Origin of the sequence: Amycolatopsis sp. lyj-109 (assembly GCF_046548995.1) — a bacterium.
GTDB lineage: Bacteria > Actinomycetota > Actinomycetes > Mycobacteriales > Pseudonocardiaceae > Amycolatopsis.
The window spans coordinates 25,105-41,412 of the sequence record NZ_JAJPWR010000036.1; the positions used below are offsets into that span (position 1 = coordinate 25,105).

Sequence of the window (16,308 nt, forward strand, 5' to 3'; positions counted from 1 at the left end):
GGCCGGGTGGCCCCGCCACAAGAGAAAACGATGATCATCACCACTTTGGCGGAAGGCTTACTCCCAACGGAAGAGCTTCGCCGCCAGCACCGTTCCGAGCACCGCGAAGGCGGCGAGCGCGGCCAGCTGCACCGGCTGCACGCCGGCGCCGACCCACGCGTCCTGCAGCGCCTGCGAACCCGGCGGCACGTAGTCGCCGATCCGCCGCAGGACCTCCGGCAGGAATGGCCGTGGCAGGTACACGCCGCCGAAGAACATGATCGGGAGGAAAGCGACCATCGCGACCCCGGTGGCGGCCTTGGACGTGCGGGCGACCGCGGCCGCGATCAGGCCCAGCGCGAACGTCGCGACCACTCCGAGCACCAGCGTCAGCGCGAACGACAGCGGGTGTTTCGGCAGCGGGACGTCGTGGACGGCGTTGCCCAGCCCCAGCACGAGCGCGATGCCCGCCAGCGAGACGACGACGTGGATCAGCAGCTGCGCGCCCAGCAGGTTGGCCGGGTGCACCGGGGTCGTGGCCAGCCGGCGCAGCACGCCCTGCTCGCGGTAGGTGGCGACGGCGGCCGGGATCGACTGCAGCGCGAGCATCGCCAGGCTGATGACGATCAGCGACGGCACCCAGGCGTCGATGAGCCGGAGCCCGCCCGCCGCCTCGTTGGGCTTGCGCATGCCCGGGATGGCGCCGATGGCGAGCAGCAGGATCGACGGCAGCAGCAGGCCGCCGAGCGCCATGAAGGGCGAGCGGAGGAAGAGTTTCGTTTCGGTGGTGGTGATCTTGGCGAAGGTGTTCACCGGGCGCTCCTGGTCAGCGAGACGAACGCGTCGTCCAAAGTGGATGCTCCGGCCGCGGCGCGGAGCTCGGTCGGGGTGCCGGTGGCGACGACGCGTCCGGCCTCGAAGATCGCGACGCGGTCGCAGAGCCGCTCGGCCTCGTCCATGAAGTGGGTGACGAGCAGGACCGTGACGCCGGTGGCGCGGACACCTTCGACGAGCTGCCACGTTTCGCGGCGGGCGTGCGGGTCGAGCCCGGTGGTCAGCTCGTCGAGGATCGCCAGCTCGGGCTGCCCCACCAGGGCCAGCGCGATCGACACGCGCTGCTTCTGGCCGCCGGAGAGCTTTCCGAAGAAGCTGCGGGCGTGGTCGCGCAGGCCGAGCTGGTCGAGCAGGACGTCGATGTCGGCCGGCTGCGGGTAGAAGGAGGCGAACAGCTCCAGTGCTTCGCGCACCCGCAGCTTCGCGGGCAGTTGGCTTTCCTGCAGCTGGACGCCGACGCGGCGGGTCAACGCCAGGTGGTCGGTCGCCGGGTCCAGGCCGAGCACGGAGATCGTGCCGCCGTCGGCCTGGCGGAGTCCCTGGAGGCATTCGACGGTGGTGGTCTTCCCGGCGCCGTTCGTGCCGAGGATGCCGAAGATTTCGCCGCGCTCGACGGTGAAGGAAACGCCGTCGACCGCGACCTGGGAGCCGTAGCGTTTGCGGAGGTCGGTGACTTCGATGAGTGGCATGGCGCCAAAGCTACGAACCGGCGGCCGCGTCCGTAATGACGCTGAAACCCCAGCTCAGGTAGCGTTTTGCTGAAGCGGGGGTGGAGCTGGGCCCACCCCTTCCGTGGGGCTTGGGGCACTGCGCGGTCCGGCGCGGATCGGCGAGGATCTCGGGGGAAGGAGGTGCCGGATGCCGTACCTGCGTGCGGTCGGCCGGGCGCTGGCGCTGGCCGCGTTCTCGTTGCTCAGCTGGATCGACGTCCTGGTCGAGCTGATCGCGTTCGTGCTGCTCTGCGGCGGGCTCGTCTTCTTCCTCGGCCCCGCGGTCGAATGGGCTCGCGGCCGGTCGGCGGTGGCGCGGACGCTGGCCGCGCGCTGGTGCGGCGTCGAGATCGAAGCGCCGTACCGGCCCGAGCCGCCGGAACCGGTCCGCGAGCGCGACGGCTGGTACCGCGACGGCAACCAGCTCTACAAGCGGGCGTTCTGGGTCCGCTGGCAGCACCGCCTCACCTGGGCGCTGGAAGACCCGGCGGCGAACCGCGAATTCAGCTGGCAGCTGGTGAACCCGCTGCTGACGCTGCTGCTGCCGGTGGCCGTCCTGCTCGGCGGGCCGCGGGTGCTGCACGGCTACGGCCGGTGGACGCGCTGGTGGATCGGGCCGCACCCACCCTCCGAGCTGGCGCGGAAGAACTGGCTGCATCGGCACCTCGAAGCACTGGGCCACCAGTTCGGCATCCTCGCGCTTTCGGTGGTGCAGCTGGTCTTTTCGGTGGTTCAGCTGGTGGTCGTCGCCGGCGCCACGCCGCTGGCGCCCCCGGTCGTGCTGTGGAGCCGCTCGATCGCCGACACCCTGCGCCGCGAAGCCGAAAACTGGACCGGGGTGCGGATCCCGCGGCCGTACCAGCCGCCGCCCGGGGTGCCCATACCCCGCGCCGACGGGCTCTACCAAGTCGGCAGACAGCTGTACGAAGAGATGTTCTGGCCGCTCCAGAACGCCCGCACGCGGTGGATCCTGGGTGACCGGGCCACCTGGCGGGACATGGCCGGCGGCGCACTGAGCTCCCTCGTGTCGCTCGCTTGCTCGTTGCCGGCGCTCGTGCTTTTCGGCTGGGGCATGACCGGCCTCTGGATGCTCTGGGTATGGCGGCCGTTCGTGTCGTCACGTGTCCAGTGGTCCCCGCTGCCCGAGGTGTCGACGCACCTCGGTGCGCTCGCGCAGACGCCGTTGATCCTGCTGGCGCTGGTCATCGCCGTGGCGCCGGCGCCGTGGCTCGCCCGTCAACAGGCCCGATTCGCGCGGGTGTGGTTCGGGCCGACCGAGTCGGCCCAGCTGGCCCAGCGCGTCGAACGGTTGAAGCAGACGCGTTCCGACGTCACGGTCACGCAAGCGGCGGAACTGCGCCGGATCGAGCGCGACCTGCACGACGGCGTCCAGTCGCGGCTGGTCGCCATGGGCATGAAGCTGGGTGCGGTCGAGGCGCTGGTGGACACCGACCCGGAGGCGGCGAAACGGCTCACGGCGGAGCTGCGCGCGGCGTCGTCGGAGGCGCTCACCGAGCTGCGGGCGCTGATCCGCGGCATCCACCCGCCGGTGCTGTCCGAACGCGGGCTGCTGGACGCCGTTCGCGCGCTGGCACTGGACAGTCCGCTGAAGGCACAGGTCACGGGCTCGCTGCCGGGACGCATCGAGGAGCCGGTGGAGGCGTGCGTGTACTTCGCGGTGTCCGAACTGCTCGGCAACGCGGCGAAGCATGGCGCGAAACGGGTGTCGATCGAAGTGGAGTTCGCCGGCGAACTCCTGACGGTGGTGGTGACCGACGACGGCCCGGGCGGCGCGAACCTTGCCCGTGGGTCGGGCCTGCGGGGAATCGAGCGCCGGCTGGGCGGCTTCGACGGTAGGTTGGCGCTGACCAGCCCGATCGGCGGCCCGACGAAGGCGACCCTGGAGATCCCGTGCTTGATCACCCCAGAACCGTCATCGCCGAAGACCAGTACCTGCTCCGAGACGGCCTGACCCATCTCCTGACCGCGCACGGCTTCGACGTCGTCGCGGCGGTCGCCAGCGGCCCCGAGCTGATGGCGGCGTTGCGCGAACACCGGCCCGAGGTGTCCATTGTGGACGTACGGATGCCGCCGACGAACACCGACGAGGGGCTGCAGGCCGCGCTGTCGGCCCGCCGGGAGGTCCCCGGGCTGCCGATCCTCGTGCTGTCCCAGCACGTCGAGCAGCTGTACGCGCGTGAACTGCTGGCCGACGGCACGGGTGCGATCGGCTACCTGCTGAAGGACCGCGTGTTCAACGCGGAGCAGTTCATCGACGCCGTCCGCCGGGTCGCGGCGGGCGGCACCGTGATGGACCCCGAGGTGATCGCCAAACTGGTGGCCGGCAACGCCTCCGACCCGCTGTCGGCGCTGACCCCGCGCGAGCGCGAGGTCCTGTCGCTGATGGCGGAAGGCTGCTCCAACGCGGCGATCGCGGCCCGACTGCACTTCAGCGAGGGAGCGGTCGGCAAGCACACGGCGAACATCTTCGCGAAGCTGGACATCACCGCCTCGGACGACACCAACCGCCGCGTGCTGGCCGTCCTCACCTACCTCGGCCGGTCGTGAGTGGTAATTAGGGTTCTAACCCTAATTACCACTCACGACAAGCTGCGGCAGACTGCTCAGCCGCGCGAGACCCGGGTCATCTCCTCGCGCTCGATCACCTTGATGCGCTCGCGGCCCGCCGCCGAGCCCAGCGCCTTCTCGTGCGCGTCGAGCCGGCCCCAGCCGTCCCAGTTCGTGAACGGGATGCCGCGCGTCTCGAGGAAATCGAGGATCGCGTCCGGGGATGCGAACTTCGGGGCCGCCAGGGTGTCCGCGTCCGCCAGGAGGCTCGCGATGGTCTCCGCCGCGTCGCCCTTCGTGTGGCCGATCAGGCCGATCGGGCCGCGCTTGATCCAGCCGGTCACGTACACGCCCGGCAGCTGGTTCTCGTCCAGGTCCAGCACGCGGCCCGCCTGGTTCGGCACCACGCCTGCCACGTGGTCGAACGGCAGCTCCGGCAGGTGCGACGACAGGTAGCCGACCGCGCGGTACACCGCCTGGACGTCCCAGTCGTGGAACTCGCCGGTGCCGCGGACGTTCCCGTCGCCGGTCAGCTCGGTGCGCTCGGTGCGCAGGCCCGTCACCTTGCCGTCCTCGCCGAGGACCTCGGCCGGCGAGTGGAAGAAGTGCAGGTGCAGCCGGCGCGGGCGGGCGCCCGGATCGCGGATGGCCCACTCCTGCAGCGTCTTCACCACCATGTCGATCTGCTTCGACGCGCGCAGGGCCGCGATGCTGCCGTCGTCGAACTCGATGTCCTCCGGGGACACGATGACCTCGACGTTCGGCGAGTGGTCCAGCTCCCGCAGCTCCAGCGGCGTGAACTTCGCCTGCGCCGGGCCGCGGCGGCCGAACACGTGCACGTCCGTCACCGGGCTGGCCTTGAGCCCCTGGTAGACGTTGTCCGGGATGTCGGTGGGCAGCAGCTCGTCGGCCGTCTTCGCCAGCACCCGCGCCACGTCCAGCGCGACGTTCCCGACGCCGAGGACGGCGACCGAAGACGCGGTCAGCGGCCAGGTGCGCGGCACGTCGGGGTGACCGTCGTACCAGGACACGAAGTCCGCGGCGCCGTAGCTGCCGTTCAGGTCGATGCCCGGGATGTCGAGCGGGCGGTCGGCGGACGCGCCGGTCGAGAAGATCACCGCGTCGTAGAACTCGCGCAGCTCGTCGAGCTTGATGTCGGTGCCGTAGTCGATGTTGCCCAGCAGCCGGATGTTCGGCTTCGAGAGCACCTTCTCCAGTGCCGTCACGATGCCCTTGATGCGCGGGTGGTCGGGCGCGACGCCGTAGCGGATCAGCCCGAACGGCGCGGGCATCCGCTCGAACAGGTCGATCGAGACGTCGGCGTCAGACTTGTCCAGGATGTCGGCGGCGTAGATGCCGGCCGGACCGGCACCCACCACGGCCACACGAAGAGATCGGCTCACACCCTCCACGGTAAGTTAGGGTGACCTTACTTGAAATGTGATTTGGCGTACGGTCCACGGACTGGGAGCCGGTAAGCTCGGCGCCATGCGCGTTCTCGTCGTCGACAACTACGACAGCTTCGTCTACAACCTGGTCCAGTACCTGGCCCAGCTCGGCGCCGACTGCACCGTCTGGCGCAACGACGTCGTGGACCTCGACCGCGTGCCCGAGTTCGACGCCGTGCTCGTCTCACCCGGCCCCGGCACCCCGGAACGCGCCGGTCAGAGCATGGACGTCGTCCGGAAGTGCGCCGAAACGCGCACGCCGATGCTCGGCGTCTGCCTCGGTCACCAGGCGCTCGGCGTCGTCTACGGCGCGACCGTCGACCGTGCGCCCGAGCTGCTCCACGGCAAGACGAGCCAGGTCCGGCACACCGGCGCCGGCATCCTCAAGGACCTGCCGGAGGAGTTCACGGCCACCCGGTACCACTCGCTGACCGTGGTGCCGGACACGATTTCCGACGCCGTCTTCGAGATCACCGGGCGCACCGAGTCCGGCATCGTGATGGGCATGCGCCACCGCGAGCTGCCGCTGGAAGGTGTCCAGTTCCACCCGGAGTCCGTGCTCACCGAGGGCGGTCACCGGATGCTCGCGAACTGGCTGGCCACCGCGGGCCACTCCGTCGACCCGGCCCGGGTGAACGAGCTCGAGCGCGCGACCAAGGCGCTCCAGAAGGCCGCTGTTGCGTGATCCGGCTCGAGGGGGTCGGCAAGCGGTACGGGCGCGGTGACTTCGTCCTCCGCGACGTCGACCTGACCGTCGAGCCCGGGCACGTCGTCGGCATCCTCGGCAGCAACGGGTCCGGGAAGTCGACGCTGCTGCGGATCATGGCGGGCGTCTCGCACGCGACCACCGGCACCCTGATCGGCACCCCGCGGATCGGCTACCTGCCCGACCGCTTCCCGGCGGGCCAGCGCATGGGCGCCCGCGCCTACCTGCGGCACATGGCCCGCATCCACGGGCTCGCCGATCTTTCGGTGATCGACCCGCTGCTCGAACGGCTCGCCCTGGTCGGCGGCCCGACCGCGCCGCTGCGCACCCTGTCCAAGGGCAACGCGCAGAAGGTCGGGCTCGCGCAGGCCGTGATGGTCCGCCCCGACCTGCTGATCCTCGACGAGCCGTGGTCCGGGCTGGACGTCGGCACGCATACCATCCTCGGCGAGCTCGTCGCCGAGACGCGGGCGCGCGGGGCGAGTGTCGTGTTCACCGACCACCGGCCGCAGGTGGTGCACGACCACGCCGACGTCGTCCACCTCATGAACGACGGAAGGCTGACGGCCGAGAGCGCGGAGCCGACCACCCGGATCGTGCTGCGCGGCGGCGGCACCGGCTGGGCGGACGAGCCCGGCGTGCGGCACGCCGTCGCCGAAGGACCCCACGTGGTGCTCACGGTCGAGGTCGCCCGCGTCGACGCGGTCCTGCGGCGGGCGCTCGAAGACGGCTGGTCGGTGCGGGAGGTGGCGCCGTGCTCGCCCTGACCCGGTACTACCTGGCGCTGCTCGGCCATTCGCAGCGGTACCTGCCGGCGTTGCTGGCCTACCTCGCGCTGTGCGTGATCCTCTACGCCGACCCGAATTCCCCGCCGCTGCCGTTGTTCGGCGTCAGCGCCGGCGGGTTGCTGGTCGTCTCGTGCTGGCTGACGATCGCGCTGCTCGACATCGAAGACCCGGTGCAGCGCCTGGTGACCCTGAGCCACGCGCGGCAGTGGCGGCGGATGATTTCCGGCGCGATCCTCACCGTGCTGGCCTGTTCACTGGTCCTGACCGCGATCACCGAGGTGTGGTCGGCGATCAAGTCGTTCAAGGTCCAGCCGACGGCACTGGGGATCGGGTTGCTCGCGCACCTCGCGTGCGCCCTGCTGGGCATCGCGATCGCGCTGCCGTGCTCGCGGCTGCTGGTCCACCGCGTCGGCTGGACGGTGCTGGCCGCGGTGATCACCCTCGTCGTCGTCCTGCTGGCGAAGATCCCGCTGGTCCACCCGCTGCTGCACGCCCTCACCGACGACGAACCGGTCGGTGGCCCGCTGGTCCTGGCCCTGGTGACGGCGGTGGCGATGCTGGCCGTCAGCTTCTTCGCCGTCTCGGCGCTCGTGCACCGGCGCTCCTGACTGCAATTTGCAATCTTCAATTTCCGGCCCGGTCTTCCAGCCGGACCACGCGCCCGACTAAGGTTCGGGGCCTCTCCGGTTCTGGGTGAAGGGAGATCGGGTGACGGCTGGGATCGTCGCGATCACCGTGCCAAACTCCGACGGCGAGCTTCCGGAGCTCGCCGCCTGGTTGCGTGGCGAAGACGAACTCCGTGGCCGCGTCCAGGTCTTCGACGCCGTCGTGGTCGGAGTCTCCAGCACCTCCGCCGGCGTTTTCTGCCGCTCGCTCTTCGCCTGGCTGACCCGGGGACGGGAATCCCACGTCTCCTTGAAGGTCAAACGCTCGGGCGCCGCCGAGGAACTCGAACTCGACTTCGGTGCCGCGAGCGACGCCGATCAGGTTCTCGGTGCCGTGCAAGGGTTCCTCGACAAAGCCTGACCGACGAAAAAGGCCCGCACGGCGAACCGTGCGGGCCTTTTCGCGAGATCGGTCAGGGTGCGCCGGAGGACGTCGGCGTCGGGAATGTGATGCCGCCGTTCCCCTCGGACACCGACACGGTGATGGTCTGGGTGTTGCTGATCGTGGTACCGGCCTTCACGTTCTGCTTGGTCACCGTGCCTTCCGGCTGCCGGCTGCCCCGGTCGGACTGCTGGTTCAGCGTTCCGGTCCAGCCCATGCTCTGCAGCTTCTGCTGAGCTTCGTCGACCGGCATGCCCACCAGCTGCGGCATCTCGATCTGGGTCGAAGTCGGGGTGGTCGGACCCGTCGACACGGTCAGCGTGATCACCTCGCCGATCGCCAGCTGGCCACCGTTCGGGTTCTGGGTGATGACCGAGTCCTTCGCCACCGTGTCCGAAGGCTGGTCGGTCCGCTTCGTCTTCCAGCCCGCACCCTCCAGCGCCGCCTTGGCCTGGGAGTACGGCTTTCCGGTGAAGTCGGTGACCGACTTGAGCTGCTTGGACTTACCGATCGTGATCTTCACGCTGCTGCCCTGGGCGACCTGGGTGTCCGCGCTCGGGTTCTGCGACTGCACCAGGCCGACCTGGTTCTGGTCGGTGACCTCGGTTTCCCCGACGCTCGGGTCGAGGGTCAGCTTCGCCTCGATCAGCGCCTGCTCGGCCTCGTCGCGCGTCTTGTTCTTGAGGTCCGGCACGCTGGCCTTGCCCGGCGCGACGCCGACGTACAGCACGATCTTCGTGTCGGTCGCGACCGACACCCCGGCCGACGGGTCGGTCTTGATGACCTTGTTGATGTCGTCCTGGCTGCACTCCGGGTTGCCGTCGGTGGCCGGCACCCCGCAGGTGACCTGCTTCGGCTCGAGCGTGCCGTTGAAACCCCTGTTCTTCAACGTTTCCCGAGCCTGCGGCACCGTCTGGTGCAGCACGTCGGGGACCGCCACCGTGGAGCTGTCGTTGCTCTTGAACGAGCCCGCCAGCCACATGATCAGCAGTACCGCGGCCAGCACGAACACCGCGGCCACCGCGGCCAGGATCGTGCGGCGACGGCGCTTGGCCTTCGGGTCTTCGTTGTCCGGCTCGCTGTATTCGTCGTAGCGCTGCGGCTGCCGCCGGTCGGCGTTCATCACCTGCGTGCGCTCGTCCTCGGACATCACCATCGGCGCCACCGGGCGCTGGCCCGAGAGGGTGCGCACCAGGTCCGAGCGCATCTCCGCCGCCGACTGGTAGCGGTTCGCCGGACCCTTCGCCAGTGCCTTCAGCACGACGGCGTCGAGCTCCGGCGCCACCGCCGGGTTCACCGACGACGGCGCGCTGGGGTCTTCCCGGACGTGCTGGTAGGCGACCGCGACCGGGGAGTCCCCGGTGAACGGCGGCTCGCCGGTGATCAGCTCGTACAGCACGCAGCCGGAGGCGTAGACGTCGGACCGGGCGTCGACCGACTCACCCCGGGCCTGCTCCGGCGACAGGTACTGCGCCGTGCCGATCACCGCGGCGGTCTGGGTCATCGCGGACTGGCCGTCGTGCATCGCGCGCGCGATGCCGAAGTCCATCACCTTGACCGCGCCGTTCTTCGTGATCATCACGTTGGCCGGCTTGACGTCGCGGTGCACGATGCCGTGGCGGTGCGAGAAGTCCAGCGCCGCGCAGACGTCGGCCATGACCTCCATCGCCCGCTTCTGCGACATCGGGCCCTCGGTCTTGACGATGTCGCGCAGCGTCCGGCCTTCGACGTACTCCATGACGATGTACGGCAGCGGCCCGAACTCGGCGTTCGCCTCACCCGTGTCGTAGACCGCGACGATCGCCGGGTGGTTCAGCGCGGCGGCGTTCTGCGCTTCCCGGCGGAAGCGCTCCAGGAACTGGGGGTCTCTGGCGAGGTCGGCACGGAGGATCTTGATCGCGACTTCCCGGCCGAGACGCACGTCGTGGCCGTGATGGACCTCGGACATGCCTCCGTAGCCGAGCGTTTCGCCCAGCTCGTACCGGTTGGAGAGCAGTCTGGGTGTGCTCATCTCTGGGTGCCGTTCCATTCCGTCCAAGGTGTGGTCATGATGCCTTGCCGGCCATCGTCGGTCGCGCCGGGAGTGTCCGCCGGGTAGCCGCTCGAGGACTGCTCCGCGGGCGCCTGTCTGCCTGGGAACACCTGGCTCTGCGGCTGGCCGGACTGCGGCGTCGTGCCGTTGCCGCCGCCCAGCATCTTCGCCACCAGCACGATGCCCGCCACCAGGACAACGAGCAGGATCGCGGCGAGAAGCGCCCACCAGCCCCACTGCGTCTTCTTCCGGGCAGCGGGCAGCATGACCTGCCGCGGGGCCGGCCGGGACGGCGGGCCGATGGCCATCATCGGGTTCATCGCGGGGGACGGCGGGCCACCCGGCATCTGCTGTTGCGGCGGCGGAAGCTGCTGCGGGGGAATCGGCACCGGCATCGACGGGGGCGGCGGCTGCTGCTGCACCTGCTGCGGCACCACCGGCTGCTGGCCCGTCGTGTAGGTGGCGTTGACCAGCCCGGACGGCGTCGGCAGCGGCAGCCCGGCGCGAACCGCGGCGACGGCGGACGCGAACTCGCCGCCGCTGTTGTAGCGCTGCCGCGGGTCCTTGACCAGGGTCGCCTCGATCACCGCGCGCGCCGCGGGCGGCACGTCCGGCGGCAGCGGCGGCGGGATGTCGCGGATGTGCATCATCGCGACCGTCACGGCGTTCTCGGACAGGAACGGCCGGTGCCCGGCGAGGCATTCATAGCCGCACACCGCCAGCGAGTAGACGTCGGACGCCGGCTCGGCCGGTTGCCCGAGCGCCTGCTCCGGGGCGATGTAGTGCGCGGTGCCCATGACCATGCCGGACCGGGTGACCGGCGCCGCGTCGGCCGCCTTCGCCACCCCGAAGTCGGTGATCTTCACCTGACCCGCCGACGTCACCAGGATGTTGCCCGGCTTGACGTCGCGGTGGACCAGGCCGTGGTTGTGCGCGGCCTGCAGCGCGTTGCCCGCCTGCTCGAGCATGTCGAGCGTGAACTCCGCCGACAGCCGTCCGTGCTTGGCCAGCAACCCGGCCAGCGGGTCGCCGTCGACGAGCTCCATCACCAGGTAGGCGATCGGCAGGTCGCCGTCGAAGATGGTCTCGCCGTAGTCGTGCACCGCGGCGATGCCGGGGTGGTTCAGGGACGCCGTCATCCGCGCTTCCGTGCGGAAGCGGTGGAGGAACTCGGCGTCGCCGGAGAGTTCGGCCTTGAGGATTTTGACGGCCACGGTCCGGTCGAGGCGGGTGTCGCTGGCCTGCCAGACCTCACCCATCCCGCCGACGGCGATCCGGCTCGTCAGCTTGTAGCGATCGGCCAGCAGCTGACCGGAGGACAGCATGCGCTATCCACCCCCGAGCTTCGCGTTGATTGCCGCACGGCCGATTTCCGCCGCGACCGAGCCGCCGGTGGCCGCGAGGCCGCGGTTGCCGCCGTCCTCGACGATCACGGCGACCGCGATCTGCGGGTTGTCGACCGGGGCGAAGGCGGTGTACCAGGCATGTGGTGCGGTGTTCTTGGAGTCGGTGCCGTGTTCGGCGGTGCCGGTCTTCGACGCGATCTTGACGTCGTCGCGCTTGCCACCGCCCTTGGTGAAGCCCTCGGAAGCGACCATCATGTCCTTGAGGATGGCGGCGTTCGACGCCGACAGCGCCGCGGTGCCGGTGAGCTCGGTGGGGCTGTAGTCCTCGATCGTCGACAGGTCCGGTGCCAGCACCGATTGCACCAGCTGTGGCTTCATCGCCATCCCGCCGTTGGCCACGGTGGCCGCGAGAATGCAGTCCTGCAGCGGCGTCAGCCGGACGTCGCGCTGGCCGATCCCGCTCTGGAAGAGCGCGTCCGGCGAGTCGAGCGGGCCGACCGTCGACCCGGCGACCTTCATCGGCACGGTCAGGTCGGTCTGCCCGATGCCGAAGTTCGCTGCCGTCTTCTTCATCTTGTCCGCGCCAAGCTGGCCGGCGAACTGCGCGAACGGCACGTTGCAGGAGTGCGCCAGTGCGTCCTTGAACGTGGTGCCGGGGCAAGGCTGGCCGGCGTAGTTCTCCAGCGTCTTGCTGGTGCCGGGGACCTTCGTGTTCGCCGCCGGGTCGATCGGGGTGTCGGGACCGATGCCGGATTCGAGCGCGGTCGCCGCGGTGACGAGCTTCATCGTCGAACCCGGCGGGTAGGTCTCGGAGATCGCCCGGTTCAGCATGGGCTTCTTCGGGTCCTTGTTGGCCGCGCTCCAGGCGTCGGTCTGCGCCTTCGACGTGTGTGAAGCGAGCTGGTTCGGGTCATACGACGGCGTCGACACCATCGCCAGGATCCGCCCGGTGCTGGGCTCCATCGCGACGACGGCGCCGGTGTAGCCCTTCTGCGTCATCAGGTCGTACGCGGCCTTCTGCACAGCCGGGTCGATGGTCAGCCGGACGTTGCCGCCGCTGGGGTCCCGGCCGGTGACCATGTCCGACAGCCGCCGCACGAACAGCCGAGGGTCGGAGCCGTTGAGGACGTCGTCCTCGGCGCGCTCCAGGCCGCCGGCGCCGTAGTTGATCGAGTAGTAGCCGGTGACCGGCGCGTACATCGGGCCGTCGACGTAGGTCCGGATGTACTTGTACTTGTCGTTCGACGGGTTGATGCTGGCCAGCACCTCGCCGTTGGCCTGCGACACGATCTTGCCGCGCTGGCGGGCGAACTCTTCGTAGAGCACGCGCGCGTTGCGGGAGTCGGTGCGGTAGTCGTCGGCCTTCACCACCTGGATGTAGGTGGCGTTGGCCAGCAGCAGGACGATCATCACGAGCATCGCCATGCCGACCTTGCGGAGCGGGGTGTTCATGCCTGCGCGCCCCCGTCCGCCGGCGGCCGCTGCACGAGCACGGTGTGCGCTTCCGCGATCGGGGCCTGCGGCTGCTGCTGCGGCTTCGGGCGCGAGGTGGGCCTGCGGGCCGCGTCGGAGATGCGGAGCAGCAGCGCGACCAGGATGTAGTTCGCGAGCAGCGACGAACCACCCTTGGACAGGAACGGGGCGGTGATACCGGTCTCCGGGATGAGTTTCGTGACTCCGCCGACGACGACGAAGATCTGCATGACCATGGTGAACGCGAGCCCGCCGCCCAGCAGCTTGCCGAACGTGTCGCGCACCGCGAGGGCGCTGCGCATGCCGCGCATGGCGACCATCAAGTACAGCATCAGCACCGCGGCCAGCCCGATGAAACCGAGCTCCTCGCCGATCGACGCGGTGATGAAGTCGGTGTTGGCCTCGGGCACCATGTCCGGCCGGCCGGCGCCGAGCCCGGTGCCGCCGACGCCGCCGGTGCCGAGCCCGAACAGGCCCTGCGCGAGCTGGTAGCCGCCGCCGGCGTCGTCGTAGGTGGCCAGCGGGTCCAGCCAGTTCGCTACGCGCTGCTGGACGTGCGTGAAGAGGTTGTAGGCGATCACGCAGCCGACAGCGAAGAAGCTGAGGCCCAGTACGACCCAGATGACCCGCTCGGTCGCGACGTACAGCATCACCAGGATGACGCTGAAGAACAGCAGCGAGGTGCCGAGGTCCTTCTCGAACACCAGGATGCCGATGCAGGCGAACGCGGCGATCAGGATCGGGCCGAGGTCGCGGGCGCGGGGGAGCTCGACGCCGACGAGCTTCTTGCCCGCCACCATGAACAGGTCCCGCTTCGACACCAGGAACGAAGCGAAGAAGATCATCAGCAGGATCTTCGCGAACTCGCCCGGCTGGATCGAGAAGAACGGCAGCTTCAGCCACACCTTGGCGCCGTTGACCTCGGACAGGCTCGACGGCAGCAGCGCGGGCAGCGCCAGTGCGACGATCCCGACCAGGCCCGCGGTGTAGCCGTAGCGGGTCAGCGTGCGATGGTCGTTCACCACGATCAGTACCACGACGAAGAACACGAGCGAGATCACCGTGAACAGCACCTGCGCGGTGACGGCCGGCGTGTAGTCCTTGCCGTTCTGCGTGGCGCGCTCGGCCAGGGCGAGGTCGATCCGGTGGATCATCACCAGGCCGATGCCGTTCAGCAGCGCGACGCAGGGGAGCAGCACGGGATCGGCGTACGGCGCCCACTTGCGGACGGCCAGGTGCGCCGCGCCGAAGATCGCGAGGTAGGCGAGACCGAGCCAGATGATCGACCAGGTCAGCTCCTGCTCCTGGTTCGCCTCCACCAGGACGAGCGCGAGGGTGACGATGAACGACGCGAACCCGAGCAGCACCAGTTCGGTGTTGCGGCGGGTCGGGACCTCGCGCGGCGGGTTCGTCTGGAACTGCGCGGCGAGGGGTTCGGCGGAACGCGCGACGGGCTGGCCCATCAGTTACCGCCTCCCGTCGTCGGTGCCGTCGAACTCGGCGTCGAGCAGTCCCTCCCCGCTGGCTGGCTCGCCGACGACGGGGCAGTGGAGCCGGCCGGAGCCGACGGAGTCGTCGTCGGCGTGACCGGAGGGGTCGGCGTCGGGGACGGCTGTCCGCCCGCCGGCGCGCAGTTGTTCAGGCGCTTGCGCAGCTGCAGGAAGTCGTCGATGTACTTCCGCGCTTCGTCGAGGTTGTCCTTCTTGACGCCGTTCTGCACCGCCAGCCGAGCGTCCTCCTGGAGCTGGGTGACGCGCAGCTTGTCCGTGCACACCTGGCTCGGCGGGCAGGACCCCTGCTCGTAGGCGTGCAGGTCGATGCCGAGAATGCTGCCGGGGACGCCGCGATAGATCACGACCTCCCCGTCCGCTCCCTCGCCGACATAGTACTGACTCAGCACGAAGTAGCGGGTCGCGATGGCCGCCGCGGCGAGCACGACGAGCACCACGAGCGCGCCGGCCAGCCAGCGGAACCGCTTCCGGCGCCGGGCCTTCGGGTCTTCGCTGGGCTGCGGCAGGTCCTGGCGCGGCGGCGGGGGCGGCTGGGTCAGCGCCCTGGCCCGCGCCGCGGGCGAGTCGCCCTGGTGCAGCTCGTCGCTGCCGTCCCCGGCGGCGCCGCCCACGATGGGCGCGTCCTCGCCGAAGTCGACGTCGACCACGTCGGCGATGATCACCGTGACGTTGTCCGTGCCGCCGCCCTTGAGGGCCAGCTCGATCATCCGGTCCGCGCACTGCTGCGGGTCCGGGATCTGCACGGCTTCGGCCAGCGTCTCGTCGCTGACCATGCCGGACAGGCCGTCCGAGCAGATCAGGTACCGGTCGCCGGAGCGGGCTTCGCGCACGGTCAGGCTGGGCTCGACCTCGTGGCCGGTGAGCGCCTTCAGCAGCAGCGACCGCTGCGGGTGCACCGCCGCCTCTTCGGGCGTGATCCGGCCCTGTTCGAGGAGTTCGTTGACGAAGCTGTCGTCCCGCGTGATCTGCGCGAACTGACCGCCGCGCAGCAGGTAGGCCCGGGAGTCGCCGACGTGCACCAGCCCCAGCCGGGTGCCGGCGAACAGGACGGCGGTGAGCGTGGTGCCCATGCCGTCGAGGTCGGGGTCCTGCGAGACGAGCTCGGCGATCGCGGCGTTGCCGTTGGCCACGGCTTCGCGCAGCTGGGCGAGCAGGTCGTCACGCGGTTCGTCGTCGTCGAGCGGGGCGAGGGAGGCGATGACGACCTTGCTGGCGACTTCGCCCGCCGCATGCCCACCCATGCCGTCGGCGAGCGCGAGCAGGCGGGGGCCGGCGTACACGGAGTCCTGGTTGCTCGAACGCACCAGGCCCCGGTCGCTGCGGGCTGCGTAGCGGAGGACGAGAGTCATGGGCGAAGCTCGATCACCGTCTTGCCGATCCGGATGGGGACTCCGAGCGGGACCCGGAGGGGTGCAGTGACCTTAGCCCGGTCCAGATACGTGCCGTTCGTCGAGCCCAGATCTTCCACGTACCAGTCCTCACCGCGCTGCGCGATCCGCGCGTGCCGGGTCGACGCGTAGTCGTCGTCGAGGACCAGTGTGGAGTCGTCGGCCCGGCCGATCAGGATCGGCCTGCCGTCCAGCGCGATGCGTGTCCCGGCGAGCGCGCCGTGAGTCACCAGGAGCTGCTGCGGCGACTTGCTGTTGCGCGGCTTCTTCTCCTTCTTGCGCCCGAAGGTCGGCACCTGGACGCGCATGCCCGACGCTGCGTAGAGGTCCGAACGGACGACTCTGAGCGCGGCGAACACGAAGAGCCAGAGCAGCACGAGGAAGCCCACCCTGGTGAGTTGTACGACCAGCTCTGGCACTTGGTGTGTCCGCTCCCGACTCTTCCGTGCAGCCGCGACGCGGGTACGCCGCGGTCCCC

15 protein-coding genes are annotated in these 16,308 nt (G+C 70.0%); 6 read left to right on the plus strand and 9 right to left on the minus strand.

What is annotated here, in order from left to right:
- Window positions 1–57: 57 nt before the first annotated feature.
- Both ACLJQF_RS44505 and ACLJQF_RS44510 read right to left on the minus strand, forming a co-directional pair.
- Entirely contained in the window at window positions 58–792 is a 735-nt protein-coding gene (locus tag ACLJQF_RS44505; RefSeq protein ID WP_410616362.1) for an ABC transporter permease, read from the minus strand.
- The gene (locus ACLJQF_RS44510) at window positions 789–1,502 is read right to left on the minus strand and encodes an ABC transporter ATP-binding protein (RefSeq protein ID WP_410616363.1); all 714 of its coding nucleotides are present in this window, start codon (window positions 1,500–1,502) and stop codon (window positions 789–791) included. Before ACLJQF_RS44510 ends, ACLJQF_RS44505 begins: the two co-directional genes overlap by 4 nt.
- Window positions 1,503–1,671: 169 nt before the next feature.
- Between ACLJQF_RS44510 and ACLJQF_RS44515 the strand changes: the two genes are divergently transcribed.
- Both ACLJQF_RS44515 and ACLJQF_RS44520 read left to right on the plus strand, forming a co-directional pair.
- A complete protein-coding gene (locus ACLJQF_RS44515; RefSeq protein WP_410616364.1) occupies window positions 1,672–3,495 on the plus strand; it encodes a histidine kinase in 1,824 nt (607 codons plus the stop codon).
- The gene (locus ACLJQF_RS44520; RefSeq protein WP_410616365.1) at window positions 3,435–4,091 is read left to right on the plus strand and encodes a response regulator; all 657 of its coding nucleotides are present in this window, start codon (window positions 3,435–3,437) and stop codon (window positions 4,089–4,091) included. Before ACLJQF_RS44515 ends, ACLJQF_RS44520 begins: the two co-directional genes overlap by 61 nt.
- A 56-nt stretch (window positions 4,092–4,147) precedes the next feature.
- Here the strand turns inward: ACLJQF_RS44520 and ACLJQF_RS44525 are convergent, their stop codons facing one another.
- Complete coding sequence (locus ACLJQF_RS44525; protein WP_410616417.1) at window positions 4,148–5,467, minus strand: FAD-dependent oxidoreductase; 1,320 nt, start codon at window positions 5,465–5,467, stop codon at window positions 4,148–4,150.
- Between the two features lie 112 nt (window positions 5,468–5,579).
- Between ACLJQF_RS44525 and ACLJQF_RS44530 the strand changes: the two genes are divergently transcribed.
- From ACLJQF_RS44530 to ACLJQF_RS44545, 4 genes are all read left to right on the plus strand, one after another.
- A complete protein-coding gene (locus ACLJQF_RS44530) occupies window positions 5,580–6,224 on the plus strand; it encodes an aminodeoxychorismate/anthranilate synthase component II (RefSeq protein WP_410616366.1) in 645 nt (214 codons plus the stop codon).
- Window positions 6,221–7,012 carry an ABC transporter ATP-binding protein gene (locus ACLJQF_RS44535; RefSeq protein ID WP_410616367.1) on the plus strand — a complete coding sequence of 264 codons (792 nt, stop codon included), beginning with the start codon at window positions 6,221–6,223 and terminating at the stop codon, window positions 7,010–7,012. The genes ACLJQF_RS44530 and ACLJQF_RS44535 overlap by 4 nt, the downstream gene beginning before the upstream one ends.
- A complete protein-coding gene (locus ACLJQF_RS44540) occupies window positions 7,000–7,641 on the plus strand; it encodes a hypothetical protein (protein WP_410616368.1) in 642 nt (213 codons plus the stop codon). The genes ACLJQF_RS44535 and ACLJQF_RS44540 overlap by 13 nt, the downstream gene beginning before the upstream one ends.
- A 100-nt stretch (window positions 7,642–7,741) precedes the next feature.
- Window positions 7,742–8,059, plus strand: a complete 318-nt coding sequence (locus ACLJQF_RS44545) for an effector-associated constant component EACC1 (protein WP_410616369.1) — start codon at window positions 7,742–7,744, stop codon at window positions 8,057–8,059.
- Between the two features lie 52 nt (window positions 8,060–8,111).
- Here the strand turns inward: ACLJQF_RS44545 and pknB are convergent, their stop codons facing one another.
- Genes pknB through ACLJQF_RS44575 form a run of 6 tightly spaced genes read right to left on the minus strand, consistent with a single transcriptional unit; the run spans window position 8,112 to window position 16,249 of the window.
- Entirely contained in the window at window positions 8,112–10,091 is a 1,980-nt protein-coding gene (pknB, locus tag ACLJQF_RS44550) for a Stk1 family PASTA domain-containing Ser/Thr kinase (RefSeq protein ID WP_410616370.1), read from the minus strand.
- Window positions 10,088–11,437, minus strand: a complete 1,350-nt coding sequence (locus tag ACLJQF_RS44555; RefSeq protein ID WP_410616371.1) for a serine/threonine-protein kinase — start codon at window positions 11,435–11,437, stop codon at window positions 10,088–10,090. Before ACLJQF_RS44555 ends, pknB begins: the two co-directional genes overlap by 4 nt.
- A gap of 3 nt (window positions 11,438–11,440) precedes the next feature.
- A complete protein-coding gene (locus tag ACLJQF_RS44560) occupies window positions 11,441–12,910 on the minus strand; it encodes a peptidoglycan D,D-transpeptidase FtsI family protein (protein WP_410616372.1) in 1,470 nt (489 codons plus the stop codon).
- The gene (locus ACLJQF_RS44565) at window positions 12,907–14,394 is read right to left on the minus strand and encodes an FtsW/RodA/SpoVE family cell cycle protein (protein ID WP_410616373.1); all 1,488 of its coding nucleotides are present in this window, start codon (window positions 14,392–14,394) and stop codon (window positions 12,907–12,909) included. Before ACLJQF_RS44565 ends, ACLJQF_RS44560 begins: the two co-directional genes overlap by 4 nt.
- On the minus strand, window positions 14,394–15,791 hold the full coding sequence (locus ACLJQF_RS44570) for a PP2C family protein-serine/threonine phosphatase (protein ID WP_410616374.1): 1,398 nt from the start codon (window positions 15,789–15,791) through the stop codon (window positions 14,394–14,396). The genes ACLJQF_RS44565 and ACLJQF_RS44570 overlap by 1 nt, the downstream gene beginning before the upstream one ends.
- On the minus strand, window positions 15,788–16,249 hold the full coding sequence (locus ACLJQF_RS44575) for an FHA domain-containing protein FhaB (protein WP_003079002.1): 462 nt from the start codon (window positions 16,247–16,249) through the stop codon (window positions 15,788–15,790). The genes ACLJQF_RS44570 and ACLJQF_RS44575 overlap by 4 nt, the downstream gene beginning before the upstream one ends.
- Between the last annotated feature and the right edge of the window lie 59 nt (window positions 16,250–16,308).